The following is a 14,122-nucleotide window of genomic DNA, read 5'->3' as shown; positions in this document are numbered from 1 at the left end:
GGAGTTTTTTTCAATGAATCTCACTCGTGAACAATACGTTCGTGCGGTCTTCGTGCGCGAAGACGAAACACTCCAAGCTGTCCGTACCTCCATCACCGAAGCAGGCATGCCGTCGATCTCGGTAGCCTCCGAAGTGGGCAAGCTCCTCGAACTCCTCGTGAAAATGACCGGTGCCAAGCGCGTCCTCGAAATCGGTGCCCTCGGTGGCTACTCCGGCATCGTGCTGGCGCGCGCCCTGCCCCAAGACGGTGAACTCGTTTCGCTGGAACTCCTCCCCGAGTACGCCGACTTCGCCCACGAGAACTTGAAAAAAGCCGGCCTCGGCGACAAAGTCCAATACCGCACCGGCGAAGCACTGACCTCTCTCCAACAACTGCACGAGGAAGGCCAACGCTTCGACCTCTTCTTCATCGACGCCGACAAAGTCAATTACTCCAACTACCTCGACTGGGCCATCAAACTCGCAAACCCCGGCGCCGTCATCACCGCCGACAACGTCCTCCAAGGCGATCGCATCCTAAACGACGCCGAACAGGGCGAAAACGTCGTCGCCATCCGCGCTTTCAACGAAAAAGCGGCCCAAGACCCGCGCCTCGACTCCCTCCTCCTCCCGTTCGGCGACGGCCTCGTCGTCGCCCGCGTCAACTAGACAATCCCTGGGCATACTACCTCCAACAACCTGCGAGGAGGGAGACCCATGGGCGAAAAAATCATCGCCGTCCGCAAAAACGGCGACGGCGACATCACCGCCATCAAAACCGAATCCGGTCGTGAACTCAACTACGACCAAGCTCTCACCGCCGCCAAATCCGGCGAACTGGACCACGTCGACGTCTTCCACCGCTGGGGCCGCGACATCCTCCGCTCCGAACCGGACGGCATCAAGGAAAACAACCTCGACAACCTCCCATCTTTCTAAGTAAAAGCACTCCACCAAAACATTGGTGAAGTGCTTTTTGTCTTTTCTGTGATAAAATAGTCTGGAACTTTATCGCCTTTTTTTCGTATATCTTTTATCAGCGATAAAAAAGGGGGGATTTCAAACATGGCACGACTTGAATACCGCCTCTTCGACGAGAGCAAGAGTTTCCCGGTGGCGTACTTTTACGAACGCATCGGCAAACCGGAAATCGCCACTCGCATGGCGTGCGACTATTTTATCAAAGAAGGCAAGATCTACGAAAAAACCTCAACCGCCATCGACGCAGGTGTGTACGTCATTTACGTACAACCGGCCGAAGACGAAAAAATAGTCGATCCCACACAAAAACCGGATTGGAAAACCATCCGCATCGAACTTCGCGAATATAAGGAAGACACGGACTATTACCCCGTGATTCACACGTATGAATTCCGAGACGACATGGAAGCGCTCCTGCACATGCAAAGCAACTTCCTGTACCTCTACGGCAAAGAATGGGAAAAAACCTCGGCGGAGATCGACGAGGATCGCAAAGTGTACGTCTGGTACGCGACATCAAAACAGGTGGGAGGATAACGCGGATGGAGAGCAACGAAAAACAAAAAGGAATCACCAAGTCAGCCGTGCTCGTCGGCTTGTTCGCGGCAACTGCGTTGGCTGTCAGCACCGGGTGCTCAGACGACAACCAACCGACCTACTCGCAGCAGGACGTCTGCCAAGATGACAACAACGACGGCTACTGCGACGATGACGGGTCTTCGATCCACAGCTCCTCGAATTTCATCTACATCGGCGGGCACAAAACCTACTACCGAGCAGGACACTACCCAAGCTCGTCCTATGGCAGCTCCGGCAAAACCGGCTCTTCGACCACCGGCAAACCGGGCACATCCACTTCCACCCCGGGCAACTCCTCGGTCACACCGCCGTCGAGCTCCAACGGCACGGGGAACGTCATCGGTCGCGGTTCTTCCACGGGCGGCGTTTCCAGCGGCAAGTCTGGCGTGGGCAGTTCCAGCGGGTCGAGCAGTTCCTAACGAAAAGCGGGTGATGACTTGGACAACGTGAACTACGCAACACGACGGGATCTCATCTACGGCCCCCTGCGTGAGGAGGGGGTTTTTACCTGGGACTGGATGTACGGGGAAGAGTATGCACTCGCCACGATTCATACGATCACGCCGGAGCAACGTCGAGAACTTTCCGATGCGACGGAGAAACTCGGCCGCATTTTTCACAAGGTCGTCAGGATCGTCCAACAAGCGCCGGATTCTCTGCTGCTTGAACTGGGCATCCCGGAAGCGGCCCTTGGAGCCGTCCGCGTGCTCGTGTCAGAGGATGTGCCCACGCTGATCGGACGCTTTGACTTTGCTTCGACGCCCGACGGACTCAAGATGCTGGAATTCAACAGCGACACCCCGACTTCCATCGTCGAAGCGTTCCACGTCAACGGTCACGTCTGCGAGCAATTCGGGGTGCAAGACCCGAATACAGGCATGAAGCAACACCTGCGCGACGGCTTCCAACGGCTCATGAACCGCTATGCCGAACTGGGATATAGGACAGAGGAAGTCTATTTCAGCGCCTTGGATTGGCACGAAGAGGACGCCGGCACCACGAAGTTCCTGCTGCAACAATCGGGAATCGAGCAGGCACAATTCGTTGCGCTCTCCGACTTGCGCTACTACGAAGACAAACTGGCGGCGTACAAATCATTCGGCGACGAATGGGAGTTGCACCGCATCGACGTGCTGTACCGCTTGCACGCTTTGGAAAAGTTGGCGGAAGAGTGTGACGAGGAGGGCTTTCCGACAGGCTCGCACGTCCTCGACCTCATCGCCTGCCAACGACTCGCGATCATCAACCCGCCGCAAGGGTTCATCGCGCAAACCAAGGCGTTGCAAGCGTTGATCTGGAACTTGCACGAAGCTCATGAGTTTTTCACGGACGAAGAGCATGACGTCATCCATCGCTACATGCTCCCCACATACTTGGAAAACCGCTTTCTCGGTCAGTCCTCCTATGTCACCAAACCGATCTTCGGACGCGAGGGCGGCGGAGTTGTGTTGCGTGATGCAGACGGGCAGGCGGAGGAGCAGGACGCAGAGGAATTTTATTGGGAGCAACCGATGATCTACCAACAACGGGTGGAGTTAGAGCCGATTGCTGTCGAGACGTTGCGCGGGAACTATGACGGGCATCTGTTGTGGGGATCGTTCCTGATCGACGGTCGGGCGTCGGCGATCGTCGCGCGCGTGGGTGGCAAGATCACAGGGAATCTGTCGTATTATCTCCCGGTAGGTGTGAAACAACCAGACTAAGCGACGGGGAGGAATTGGAGGAATGGAGATGCAATTCGAAGGTTTTATCAACTTTTTGCTGTACTTAGCGGTTACGTTGCCTCTATTGGGGTTCGGGCTGTTGGTGTTTGCGTTCACCACGCCCTATAAGGAATTCAAGCTGATCTCAGAAGGTGCGAACACCGACGACAAGCAGAAAATCAACGCGGCCAAAGCTGCGGCGCACGATCTCGGCGGCAAAGTGATCGGTCTCGCCATCGTGCTCGCTTCGGCGATCTATCATTCGGTTTCGTTGCTCGACCTCGCGATTTGGGGTGTGATCGGGGCGGTGTTCCAAGTGCTGGTGTTCTATGTATTCGAACTGCTCACCCCGTTCAAAGTCATCGCCGAGATTCCGAAAGGCAACGTGGCGGTCGGGATCTTCGCTTCTCGCTTGAGCATTGCAACGGGTCTGCTCATGGCGGCACTGATTTCGTACTAAAGCATCATGGAAAAAAGGGACGTTCCCACACGGGGCCGTCCCTTTTTTATACGTTAGGCGTTCGTTTTGGTTGCGGTGAGCTTCGCCAAGACGTCCTGCAACGGAAGAGCAGCCATCGAAGGAATCTGGAGGTCGTATTCGTCAAACGGAAGTTGCTCCGTCAACGAGTTCGGCACGGTCACACAATACATGCCCGCCGCTTTGGCGGCACGAGTGCCGTTCGGAGAGTCTTCGAACGCCACGGCATGCTCAGGAGCCACGCCGAGGAACTCCAACGCGCTCAGGTACAACTCCGGATCGGGCTTCACGCGCTCGACATCGTCAGAAGTTCGAATGACTTCGAAATAATCGAACAGCCCGTGGTTGCGCAGATGTTTCTCCACCCACTCACGCTGGGAACTCGAAGCAAGGCCAATTCGCAGGCCCATCTCCTTGGCTTGGCGCAGGTAGTCTTCCACGCCGGGGCGGACTTTTTCCTCTTGCATCAAGAGAGCGTGGCGAGTCCGCATGCGGCTGCGCGCCGCCTCGCGATCAACCGGTTTCCCCGACACTTCCTCTAAGTACGCAAACAAATCAAACGCCGCATTGGACGTCCCGAGCACACGAGCATAGACGTCGAGCGGCAGAGAGACGCCCCGCTCTTCGAACAATTCCGCCATCACGTTGTACCAAGGCGTTTCCGTATCAATGATCAACCCGTCACAATCGAAGACAACAGCTTGGATCAACACACTTCCTCCTCTCGCACTACGTGTCCATCTTACACCAAACAGGTATGCTATAGTAAAGGGAAGAGAAAGTTCGGAAAGGGCGATTCACTATGACTGTCTACCAGATATTGGCGATTCTCGTCGTTTTTTACTGGGTGCCGATGTTGTTCATCCACCTCGTCGGATTGCCTAAAGTTCCCCGCCTGAAAAAAGTTCTCGATCCGCTCGCGGACGAGCCCTTGGTTTCGATCATCGTCGCGGGCAAAGAGGAGGAAGCGTCCATCGGGGCGACACTTCAAAGCCTCTTGGCGCAGGAGTATCGCCGAATCGAAATCATCGCGGTCAACGACCGCTCGAAGGACCGAACGGGTGAGGAGATGGAGGAGGTCAAACGGAGTTGGGAAGGAGAGGCACGTTTTGAAGTGCTTCACATCGAATCCCTGCCCTCCGGCTGGCTTGGCAAAAACCACGCTCTCTACCAAGGCTACCTGCGGGCACAGGGGGACTATATCCTGTTCACCGACGCCGACATCCATTTCACGCCGTACGCCGTGCGGTCGGCGATGGCGTTTTTTCAAGAATTGAAGTTGGATCATCTGACGGTCTCGCCGTTTCTCGTGGCGAAGACATTTTGGCTGCGGGCGTTCGTGCAGTTCTTTCTGTACTCGCTGTGCCTCTTGAAATGGCCGTGGAAGCCGAACGATGATTCTCAGCACAAGGAAGGCTTCGGAATCGGAGCGTTCAACTTCCTCACGCGCGAGGCGTACGAAAAAGTCGGCACACACCGCGCCATTGCGATGCGTCCCGACGATGACTTGATGCTGGGGATGAAAGTCAAACAAGCGCACTTGAAACAGCGTATGGGCATCTCCCCGGAACTGCTCCAAGTCGAATGGTACCCAAGTGTCGGAGATGCGATGCGAGGCTTGGAAAAAAACATGTTCGCCGGCCTCAACTACTCGCTCTGGATGGTGTTGATCGCGACGCTTGGGCAACTGGTTTTCTTTTTCCTCCCGTTTCTCGCGATGTTCCTCCCCGGTTGGGAGGGCTGGCTGTATCTCACGGCCGTTCTCTGCAACATCGCCATCTACCTGCTCTACACGCGCAAGATGACATCGTACTCGGGCCTTGAAGTCGTCGCCCTGCCGCTGACGGTCTTGCTGTTCCTGTTCATCTTCCTGCGCTCCACGTATCTCACGCTCAAACGCGGCGGCATCTACTGGCGCGGGACGTTTTACTCGTTGGATGATTTGAAACTCAGGAAGTAGAGGACGCTGTTTCAAGCTCCGACGTACAATGCCCGCAGCGAGTGGCTTTGAGCGGGATCGTGCTGTAGCAGAACGGGCATTCCTTGGTCGTGACGGGTTTGCCTTCCTTGCGTTTGAGCTTGTTGATCTGGCGCACGACGAGGAAGATGACGAATGCCACGATAATGAAGTCGAGGACGTTGTTTAGAAACTGCCCGTAGTTCAGCGTGGCGGCTCCCGCTTGCTTCGCTTCCGCCAGCGACCCGTAGTGCCCGCCGTCGAGCGTGAAGAACAAGTCGGACATGTCCACTTTGCCCACCAACATTCCGATCGGCGGCATGATTACATCGTTGACGAGCGACGTCACGATCTTCTGAAACGCACCGCCGATGATCACACCGATCGCCAAGTCGATGATGTTGCCGCGAAGGGCAAACTCCTTGAATTCTTTGAGCATGGGTTTGATCATGCTGAAGTCCCCCTTCCGGTTTTTTGGTTGATATAGTATTCGACAAATCTAGCGAAATTATTTCCGTAGACGGAAAAAGTCGTAAAAAAAAGACGAGCCCCCGACGAGGAGGCTCGTTTTTTTACAAGAGTTTACAGAGCGGTCTTCGGCGCGGCCGACTTGATTTCGTCAGACACGGAACCGAATTTCTCGAAGTTTTTCACGAAGCGCGTAGCCAGTGCCAGAGCGGCTTGGTCATACGCGGCTTTGTCTTCCCAGGTGTTGCGCGGGTTGAGGACATGAGCCGGGACGCCCTTGACTTGGGTCGGGATGGAGAGGCCGAAGATCGGGTCTTTCACCCATTCGATATCGCCGAGTTGCTTTTCAATCACAGCCGTGACCATCGCACGGGTGTAGGAGAGCTTCATGCGGGAACCGGTGCCGTATGCGCCGCCGGTCCAGCCGGTGTTGACGAGGTAGACTTTCGAATCGTGCTGCTCGATTTTCTTGCCGAGCAGTTCTGCGTACACGGTCGGTTGCAACGGCAGGAACGGTGCGCCGAAGCATGTGGAGAACGTCGCTTCCGGCTCGGTGACGCCGCGCTCCGTACCTGCGAGCTTGGAGGTGTAGCCGGAGAGGAAGTAGTACATCGCTTGTTCCTTGGTCAGTTGCGCGATCGGCGGCAAGGTACCGGTTGCGTCTGCAGTCAGGAAGACGATAACGTTCGGGTGACCGCCGACAGACGGGAACACCGCGCCCGGAATGTAATCGAGCGGGTACGCCGCACGCGTGTTTTCCGTCAAAGCGGAAGAGTCGTAATCTGCTTCGCCCGTTTCTTGGTCCACGACGACGTTTTCCAGAACCGTGCCGAACTTGATCGCGTTCCAGATCTCCGGCTCGCCTTGCGCCGACAGTTTAATCGTCTTCGCGTAGCAACCGCCTTCGAAGTTGAACACGCCGTTGTCCGACCAGCCGTGCTCGTCATCCCCGATCAAGTTGCGGTTCGGGTCTGCGGAGAGGGTGGTTTTGCCGGTGCCGGAGAGACCGAAGAACAGCGCAACGTCGCCTTCTTGGCCGATGTTCGCCGAGCAGTGCATCGGCATGACGCCTTGAGCCGGGAGCAGGAAGTTCATGACGGAGAAAATCGATTTCTTCATCTCACCTGCGTAGTGCGTGCCGCCGATCAGGACGACGCGTTTTTCAAAGGAGAGCACGACGTACGCTTCGGAGTTCGTACCATCAACAGCCGGGTCTGCGATGCAGTTCGGAACGGCGATGACGGTAAACTCCGGAGCATGTGCGTTCAACTCGTCTTCGGTCGGGCGGATGAAGAGCTGATGCACGAACAGATTCTGCCATGCATATTCATTGATCACGCGGATCGGCAGGCGGTAGTCGGTATCTGCTCCTGCAAAACCGTCAAATACGAACAATTCGTCCTTGGTCTTGAGGTAGTCGGTCACTTTTGCGTACAGGCGGTCGAATTTCTCCGCGTCAAACGGTGCGTTGACCGGACCCCATGCAACGGTGTTTTCGGTTTGCTCATCGCGGACGATGAATTTATCCTTCGGCGAACGGCCGGTGTATTTGCCAGTGGTGACGCTGAGTGCTCCCGTGTTGCTGAGGATCGCATCCCCGCGCTTGACTGCTTCTTCTACGAGCATCGGGACAGACAAGTTGCGGTGGACGGTGGTGGAGTCCAAGATGGTTTGCAGATCGGTATTGGCAGCTTTCGTGGTCATGGGAGAAATCAGTTCCTTTCCAATAGGGGGTTCCCTAAGTATGTTACTATAATAGGTTGGTCGAAGTTGGAATGTTCCACACTCAGCCATTATATGAGCTATACTATTTGCCATGAGTATAACACAATGAGCCACAAGCGGGAACACTTTTTTCTCGAAAATGTATGGCGGATTTTTGACGAGAACCTGTCAGAAAACTTCTTTTGGTTTTCATGTAAATCCTGTTCACAAAGTCGAATGCCGTGCTATAATGGAATTCCCTGTAAGGCTTTGTGGCATGGGGAGAGGAGGAGACGAGTATGATTCGTGTGATTGCAGTGGATCTAGACGAGACGTTGTTGGCACCGGATAAGTCAATTCCAGAAGGAAACAAAGCAGCTCTGCAACTGGCACAAGAACATGGAGTGAAAATTGTGCTGGCCACCGCGCGCGGATGGGGGAGGACGGAGGCGTTTTATCGAGAACTGAATCTCGATACGCCGGTGATCGTCTCTTCCGGTTCGCGCGTGGTCGATGGACGCACGGGGCAAGATTTGTGGTTGCACCGCATGCCGATGGAGTTTTCACGCGATGTATGCGCGTTTTGTGAAGAGCAGGAGATTCCCGTTCGTGTCTATGTAGGGACAGAAGTCTGGCACAACCTCGACCACGACCCGTTGTTGAATACACCGGTCGCCGAGGACCTGGTGAAAACCGACATGGCATCGAAACTGCCGGAAGCTCCCTACCAGATCTACACCAAGGGCGAGTCCAACGTTGCACGTTTGCTCGAACGCTTCGGCGGCAAAGGGGACGGTTGGATTCTCAACGTGACCCGATACGCAGACGGCATCCCGGAAGTGATGATCTTGAATCCGCTTGGCACCAAGGGCGAAGCGCTCCGAACTCTCTGCGAGCAATGGGGAGTCCCGCGCGAGCAAGTCATGGCGGCCGGCGATAATTTCAACGACCTCTCGATGATTGAGTGGGCAGGATTCGGTGTTGCGATGGGCTGGGCTGTGCCGGAAGTTCGTGAACGTGCCGACTATGTCACGTCCAAGGACGAAGTCACCGGGGTAGCAGAAGCGATTCGCTATCTGTTGGAGGACCGCAAGACACCGTCCGCTTCCTAATAATACCTCACATTCAAGAACGAAACCTATACACACGTTGTATGGGTTTTTTTATTTGATATCTTGTAAGAAAAAAGAAGACATTTAACAAAAGATGCCTCATAATAAAATGTGCAACAGGAATCGATTTTTAGATTCATTGAATGGGGTACATACATGGTGACAGACAAGGAAACTCAACCATACGCATTGTTCGATGATCATCCGGCTCCGACATGGAGGCTGGACCGCTCCGGGAAGTTGCTCGCGGGAAACCAAGCGGCGCAACAGATGTTTGGAGAGCGGACACATATAGAGGAATTGGTGGTCGCAGTGGACATCGACCGGATGCGCGCGCTGATCGAGCACGCTTTTTTGGAAAAAGCGCCGCAGAACGGTCGTGCGTCGCTGTTGTCCACATCCACGGGTCCTGTTCAAGCAGCCGTCACGATCATTCCGGCGCAAACAGGGGAGGGTGCTCAGACCTCTTACGTCATCGCCCAGAGCTTGAGCGTCGCCCCCCGTCAACAAACGGAAGATGAACTGCGCGAGGTCGAAGAATTGCTGGATTCGGTCTTCCGCCATAGCAAGGACGGCATCGCGTTGTTTGATTTGAACGGAAGAATCTTGCGGTTGAACTCCTCGTTTGAGCGGATGTTTGGCTATACACGAGAAGAGATGCAGATGTGGCAGTATCCGGTCACGCCGGAGAGTGAACGGGTGGTCGTGAGGCAGATGTTTCAACAGGTACTGCAACAGACGGTGCCGTACGCCGAACATGAGACGACGAAAGTTCACAAGGACGGCTATCTGCTCGACGTCCACGTCACCCTCTCTCCGATCAAAAACCGCGACGGTCACATCGTCGCCATCTCAGGCATTGCCCGCGACATCACCGTAACCAAGAGCACGCAAAAATTGCTCGTCCAAGCCGAGAAGCTCTCCGTCGCCGGACAGCTCGCAGCAGGCGTGGCACACGAAATTCGCAATCCGCTGACCGCCTTGAAAGGCTTCGTGCAACTCATGGAGGGCGGAGCCGGCGCGAATCCGCACTATTTGCGGGTCATGGGCTCCGAACTCAATCGCATCGAGTTGATCACCAACGAACTGCTGGTGCTCGCCAAGCCGCAACACAACCTCATGCAAAGTCGTGAGATCGCCCCGCTGCTCGGGGAAGTGATTACGTTGTTCGAGACACAGGCGATCCTGCGAAACGTCGAGGTCGTCACCGACTTTGAACCGGATTTGAAATCGCTTACGTGCGACGAGAATCAATTGAAGCAAGTCTTCATCAACTTCCTCAAAAACGCCCTCGAAGCGATGCCAAACGGGGGACGGATTGAGATTAGGTTGTCCAGTGAGGGGGAGCGAGTACGCATCTCCGTCACAGACCAAGGCAACGGGATTGAACCCGATGTGCTGGCGCGTCTGGGTGAGCCTTTTTTCACAACCAAGGAGAATGGCACGGGGCTTGGCTTTCTGATCTGCAAGCAGATCATCGAGAACCACAAGGGCGAGATTCGCGTCGCAAGCGTCGTTGGCAAGGGCACGACGATCTCCGTCTGGTTGCCGTACTCTTGAGTTGAAGGAACGGAGACAGACACCAGCGTCAGGATTCATGCCTATCATGATAGGGAATGCAACCTGACGAGGAGGTCTACACAGCAATGGCAAACTTGATTCCCGGCTGTCCAACGCCGGAAGCAATCACCTTGCAACAGCGCTTGACCCCGTTGATCAGACGCTTGGTGCTCGTGGAATCGGATGCGGGGTCGTTCGAAGCCGCTCCGATTCGCCAAGTGCGGTCGAATTTGTTTCGCGTCATGGATTTGACGGTGCGTTTTGACTCGCCGTTTTTTGCCACGGTGATCGTGCAACCGCAGGATGTGACCCCGACGACGGTGATCGTGCGGGTGGAAGGTCTGTCGCCCGGACTTGGTGTCAAGAGCGGGAACTTGATTCGAATCGGGCGGGACTTTGTTGAATTCGCAACCGACATCCCCGGAGGTCGTGCCGTGGTGCTTGCTCCGCGCAACGAGTTCGTGACGATCACTTGCGAAGAACTGCCCCATGAATAAAAAGAAGAGGTGCCCCTCCTGGGAGGGTCGCCTCTTTTTATTGTATCACGCATTAGGCCAGCACGTCGCGACGGGTGAACGTTGTGAACGAGATGATCAACCCGCCGACCAACCATACACCGAGAACGGCGAGAGAGAACGGGAGGGTGACATCCGGGATCGGCAGCGGTGTGCCGTTCACGTAATCGGTCAAACGCAGGTGCGAGGTGAAAATGTACTTCGCAACCGGGAAGTCGGCCGCCAGCTGCACGAGGATGTTGCCGCCGATCAAGACGGCGAGCATCACGCCCATACCGGCCGCCGTGCCGCGAACCAAAACGGAGACCATGAACGACAACGTCGCCACGACGATGGTGGAAATCCAACCGAGACCGTAGTTCATGAGCAGAAGTTGCCAGTGCGGAATCGCTTTGGCATGCGTGGCATCAAATGTGCCGCCGGAAATTTGGAATCCGGTGAACATCGGAGCATCCCAACCTTGGTAGCCGAAAAACAGCCCGGAGATGAGGTAACAAGACACCAGCGTAATCATCACGGTCAGCGTCGTGTAGATCAGCAAGGTCAGGTACTTCGAGAGCAAAATCTTCCACCGTTTGACGGGGCGGGTCAGCAAAAGTTTGATCGTGCCTTCGGCGTGCTCACTCGACACGATGTCGGTCGCCACGACGATGACGAGCAGCGGGAGGAACAGCGAAACGCCGTATTGCATGAAGAATCGCGTGAACGTCGTCGCCCCGGTCGATTTCGGGTTGATGTTGCGGTCGAGGTAGTAACGTTGCTGCTCGACTTGCAGGGCGAGGATTTTTTTCTGCTCATCCGGCAGATAGGAGGACTGCATGCGGTGTTCGGTCTCCGTGATCTGCTGTTGGAGTTGCGCTTTCCAGTCGGAGGTCCCGACTTTGGCGAGCAGGCGTTGCTCTGAAGTGTATTGTCCGTAGGCAAACAGCGGAATCAAGCAGAGCAAGATCAGCACGACGACGAAGAAACGGCGCTTGCGCAAGACTTTCAACGTCTCGTTGCGCGTCAGAGCGAGGAGGTTACGCAATCGTCTCACCTCCTGTGATTTCCAAGAACAGTTCTTCCAATTGGTTCTGAATCGTGACGCTGTAGATGTTGCAGCCGGCCTCGATCAACTTCCGGTTGACGACGGCGGTTTGGTCTTGCGTTAGAGAAGCGACCAATTTCGTAGTGCCGATCTGCTTGACGCCGTCCGCACCGACTTGCTGTTCAAGAACGGCAGAAGCAACGTCGGCCGGTTCGACGTTCCATTCCACGCGGTTGACGCCGTTTGCCACGATCTCTTCGACAGACGTGACTTTGACGATCTCGCCGCCGGAGAGAATCGCCACGCGGTCGCACATCATCTGCACTTCGGCGAGCATGTGCGAGGAAACGAAGACCGCCAAGCCTTCCTGAGCGGCGAGTTCCCGAATGAACTCGCGCAACTCGCGAATCCCGGCGGGGTCGAGTCCGTTGGTGGGCTCGTCCAAGATCAAGAGCTTCGGTCGTCCGAGCAAGGCTTGTGCAATCCCCAGACGTTGACGCATGCCGAGCGAGTAGGTTTTGACTTTATCATGGATGCGGGCGTCCATCTTGACTTGTTGGACGACTTCGTGGATGCGTTCATGAGATACATCGCCGAGCATGGCGGCAAAATGTTCGAGATTCTGCCAGCCGGTCATGTATTTGTAGAGTTCCGGGTTCTCGACGATACATCCGACGTTGCGCATCGCTTCAATAAAATTCGTGCGCACATCGTGACCGCCGATGTAGATGCGTCCGGCTGTGGGCGCGATGAGACCGACGATCATGCGAATCGTCGTGGTCTTGCCGGCTCCGTTCGGTCCGAGAAATCCGAACACTTCGCCCTGATGGACGTCGAAGGTGATGTTTCGAATGATCGTGCGTTTGCCGATCGTTTTCTGCAGCCCTTGGACGGACAGTGCGACGGCAGAGGATGTAGGGGTCAACGAAAACACCTCAGTTCTTGAGTCATGCTCCTATTGTACCGTTTTTGTGCTACACTAGGAAGGTGAAGGAGGTGGCACGACTTTGAAAAATAAATCTTGGTCGTGGAGAATCGTCTCTACGCTTGCCCTGCTCAGTGCTCTTATCTTCGGCGTCGGTTTCGTGATGGCCATCATCGGCCCCAAAGGAACGACTTCCGCCGCTGAAATGACCGATACGCTTCAACAGAAAAACGACGCCGCTCCGGCCGCCGCCGCGACGGCGCAGAACCCGCAAACCTACCCGATTGTCGCACTTGGTGACTCGCTGACCAAGGGCGTCGGGGACAAAAACGGCAAAGGCTATGTCGGCTATCTGAAGGACAAGCTCGACCAGCAAGGCCGCAGCGTCTCCGTTCAGAACCTCGGCGTCTCGGGACTTGAATCTCCGGAGTTGCTCAAAACGGTGCAAAGCGCCGGCACGAAGTCGATCTTGAAGGACGCCAAGTTGATTTTGATCTCCATCGGCGGCAACGACATGACGCACTCTGTGGGGGACATCTCGCAGATTCTGACCTCCGCGAGCATCGACGAGACCAAGTTCCTCACCGCACAGGAACGCTACACCAAAAACCTCGACGGCATTCTAAAAAGCGTTCGCACCAGCAACCCGGACGCTCCGATCCTCGTCGTCGGGACCTACAACCCGTTTGAGGGTATCGTCGAGGACACCGCGAAAATGAACGCCCTTCTCGACGGCTGGAACGCCAACGCGATCACCGTCGTGCAAAAGTACCCCAATGCGAAAGTCGTCCCGACGTTCGACATCTTCGAATGGAACACCGACCGCTTGCTGGCGGGCGACCATTTCCATCCGAATGAGAACGGATATGAGAAAATGGCAGAGCGACTGCTCCAAGCGCTTCCGAAGTCGATTTTGTAACGCATGTCAGCCAGCAATAGACAACAGCACTCTCCGTGGGAGGGTGCTTTTTTTGTTGCGCCGTTAATGAATCCGTTTTCAAATGAAATGGAAGTAAAAAAATCTGAAATATGTATCAAAAAGCCCTTGTGCCCTCCTCCGACCCGTATTATAATGTCCAACAAGAAAACACAAGAGTACGCAATACGTGTACATTCAGGGCGTACAAAGAGAC

At 55.3% G+C, this 14,122-nt stretch carries 15 protein-coding genes and 1 pseudogene; 11 read left to right on the top strand and 5 right to left on the bottom strand.

Features of this window, described 5'->3' with window-relative positions:
- Positions 1–13: 13 nt before the first annotated feature.
- From JJB07_RS17030 to JJB07_RS17005, 6 genes and pseudogenes are all read left to right on the top strand, one after another.
- On the top strand, positions 14–649 hold the full coding sequence (locus tag JJB07_RS17030) for an O-methyltransferase (protein WP_201637116.1): 636 nt from the start codon (positions 14–16) through the stop codon (positions 647–649).
- A 54-nt stretch (positions 650–703) separates the two neighbouring features.
- Positions 704–919: pseudogene (locus tag JJB07_RS17025) on the top strand (DUF3892 domain-containing protein); the annotation flags it as partial.
- 126 nt (positions 920–1,045) lie between these two features.
- On the top strand, positions 1,046–1,498 hold the full coding sequence (locus JJB07_RS17020) for a hypothetical protein (protein ID WP_201637114.1): 453 nt from the start codon (positions 1,046–1,048) through the stop codon (positions 1,496–1,498).
- Between the two features lie 5 nt (positions 1,499–1,503).
- A complete protein-coding gene (locus JJB07_RS17015) occupies positions 1,504–1,959 on the top strand; it encodes a hypothetical protein (protein WP_201637113.1) in 456 nt (151 codons plus the stop codon).
- Between the two features lie 18 nt (positions 1,960–1,977).
- Positions 1,978–3,243, top strand: coding sequence for a glutathionylspermidine synthase family protein (locus JJB07_RS17010; RefSeq protein WP_236588147.1), 1,266 nt, complete (start codon positions 1,978–1,980; stop codon positions 3,241–3,243).
- Positions 3,244–3,265: 22 nt separating this feature from the next.
- On the top strand, positions 3,266–3,703 hold the full coding sequence (locus JJB07_RS17005; protein ID WP_201637112.1) for a DUF350 domain-containing protein: 438 nt from the start codon (positions 3,266–3,268) through the stop codon (positions 3,701–3,703).
- 53 nt (positions 3,704–3,756) lie between these two features.
- Here JJB07_RS17005 and JJB07_RS17000 read toward each other — a convergent pair whose 3' ends face one another.
- Positions 3,757–4,431, bottom strand: coding sequence for an HAD family hydrolase (locus tag JJB07_RS17000; RefSeq protein ID WP_201637111.1), 675 nt, complete (start codon positions 4,429–4,431; stop codon positions 3,757–3,759).
- 92 nt (positions 4,432–4,523) lie between these two features.
- On the opposite strand from JJB07_RS17000, the gene JJB07_RS16995 reads away from it, so the two are divergent.
- Complete coding sequence (locus JJB07_RS16995) at positions 4,524–5,681, top strand: glycosyltransferase family 2 protein (protein ID WP_201637110.1); 1,158 nt, start codon at positions 4,524–4,526, stop codon at positions 5,679–5,681.
- On the opposite strand, the gene mscL is transcribed toward JJB07_RS16995, so the two are convergent.
- Positions 5,671–6,117, bottom strand: a complete 447-nt coding sequence (gene mscL, locus JJB07_RS16990; RefSeq protein WP_201637335.1) for a large conductance mechanosensitive channel protein MscL — start codon at positions 6,115–6,117, stop codon at positions 5,671–5,673. The two genes, JJB07_RS16995 and mscL, sit on opposite strands and share 11 nt — an antisense overlap.
- 143 nt (positions 6,118–6,260) lie before the next feature.
- Positions 6,261–7,850, bottom strand: a complete 1,590-nt coding sequence (pckA, locus tag JJB07_RS16985; protein ID WP_201637108.1) for a phosphoenolpyruvate carboxykinase (ATP) — start codon at positions 7,848–7,850, stop codon at positions 6,261–6,263.
- A gap of 299 nt (positions 7,851–8,149) precedes the next feature.
- Here pckA and JJB07_RS16980 point away from each other — a divergent pair, with 299 nt between their 5' ends.
- The 3 genes from JJB07_RS16980 to JJB07_RS16970 all read left to right on the top strand — a co-directional run bounded on the left by JJB07_RS16980 (position 8,150) and on the right by JJB07_RS16970 (position 11,019).
- Positions 8,150–8,962, top strand: a complete 813-nt coding sequence (locus tag JJB07_RS16980) for an HAD family hydrolase (protein ID WP_201637106.1) — start codon at positions 8,150–8,152, stop codon at positions 8,960–8,962.
- A gap of 156 nt (positions 8,963–9,118) precedes the next feature.
- Positions 9,119–10,522: an ATP-binding protein gene (locus JJB07_RS16975; protein WP_201637104.1), complete on the top strand. Its 1,404-nt coding sequence runs from the start codon at positions 9,119–9,121 to the stop codon at positions 10,520–10,522.
- Between the two features lie 86 nt (positions 10,523–10,608).
- Entirely contained in the window at positions 10,609–11,019 is a 411-nt protein-coding gene (locus tag JJB07_RS16970; protein WP_201637102.1) for a hypothetical protein, read from the top strand.
- 52 nt (positions 11,020–11,071) lie between these two features.
- Here JJB07_RS16970 and JJB07_RS16965 read toward each other — a convergent pair whose 3' ends face one another.
- Together JJB07_RS16965 and JJB07_RS16960 are read right to left on the bottom strand one after the other, a co-directional pair.
- Entirely contained in the window at positions 11,072–12,064 is a 993-nt protein-coding gene (locus tag JJB07_RS16965; RefSeq protein ID WP_201637100.1) for an ABC transporter permease, read from the bottom strand.
- Positions 12,057–12,947 carry an ABC transporter ATP-binding protein gene (locus JJB07_RS16960; RefSeq protein ID WP_201637333.1) on the bottom strand — a complete coding sequence of 297 codons (891 nt, stop codon included), beginning with the start codon at positions 12,945–12,947 and terminating at the stop codon, positions 12,057–12,059. The genes JJB07_RS16965 and JJB07_RS16960 overlap by 8 nt, the downstream gene beginning before the upstream one ends.
- 124 nt (positions 12,948–13,071) lie before the next feature.
- On the opposite strand from JJB07_RS16960, the gene JJB07_RS16955 reads away from it, so the two are divergent.
- Positions 13,072–13,908 carry a GDSL-type esterase/lipase family protein gene (locus tag JJB07_RS16955; protein ID WP_201637098.1) on the top strand — a complete coding sequence of 279 codons (837 nt, stop codon included), beginning with the start codon at positions 13,072–13,074 and terminating at the stop codon, positions 13,906–13,908.
- The last annotated feature ends 214 nt before the right edge of the window (positions 13,909–14,122 follow it).

The sequence above is a fragment of the Tumebacillus amylolyticus genome (assembly GCF_016722965.1).
In the GTDB taxonomy this organism is placed as follows: domain Bacteria; phylum Bacillota; class Bacilli; order Tumebacillales; family Tumebacillaceae; genus Tumebacillus; species Tumebacillus amylolyticus.
The sequence above is the reverse complement of the archived record's forward strand: the minus strand, read 5'-3'. Positions and strand labels throughout refer to the sequence as shown.

Bases quoted from the DNA above. Each gene is read 5' to 3' on its own strand.
- JJB07_RS17030 (WP_201637116.1), top strand. From the start codon at position 14: ATGAATCTCACTCGTGAACAATACGTTCGTGCGGTCTTCGTGCGCGAA.
- JJB07_RS17020 (WP_201637114.1), top strand. From the start codon at position 1,046: ATGGCACGACTTGAATACCGCCTCTTCGACGAGAGCAAGAGTTTCCCG.
- JJB07_RS17015 (WP_201637113.1), top strand. From the start codon at position 1,504: ATGGAGAGCAACGAAAAACAAAAAGGAATCACCAAGTCAGCCGTGCTC.
- JJB07_RS17005 (WP_201637112.1), top strand. From the start codon at position 3,266: ATGGAGATGCAATTCGAAGGTTTTATCAACTTTTTGCTGTACTTAGCG.
- JJB07_RS16995 (WP_201637110.1), top strand. From the start codon at position 4,524: ATGACTGTCTACCAGATATTGGCGATTCTCGTCGTTTTTTACTGGGTG.
- mscL (WP_201637335.1), bottom strand. From the start codon at position 6,117: ATGCTCAAAGAATTCAAGGAGTTTGCCCTTCGCGGCAACATCATCGAC.
- pckA (WP_201637108.1), bottom strand. From the start codon at position 7,850: ATGACCACGAAAGCTGCCAATACCGATCTGCAAACCATCTTGGACTCC.
- JJB07_RS16980 (WP_201637106.1), top strand. From the start codon at position 8,150: ATGATTCGTGTGATTGCAGTGGATCTAGACGAGACGTTGTTGGCACCG.
- JJB07_RS16975 (WP_201637104.1), top strand. From the start codon at position 9,119: ATGGTGACAGACAAGGAAACTCAACCATACGCATTGTTCGATGATCAT.
- JJB07_RS16970 (WP_201637102.1), top strand. From the start codon at position 10,609: ATGGCAAACTTGATTCCCGGCTGTCCAACGCCGGAAGCAATCACCTTG.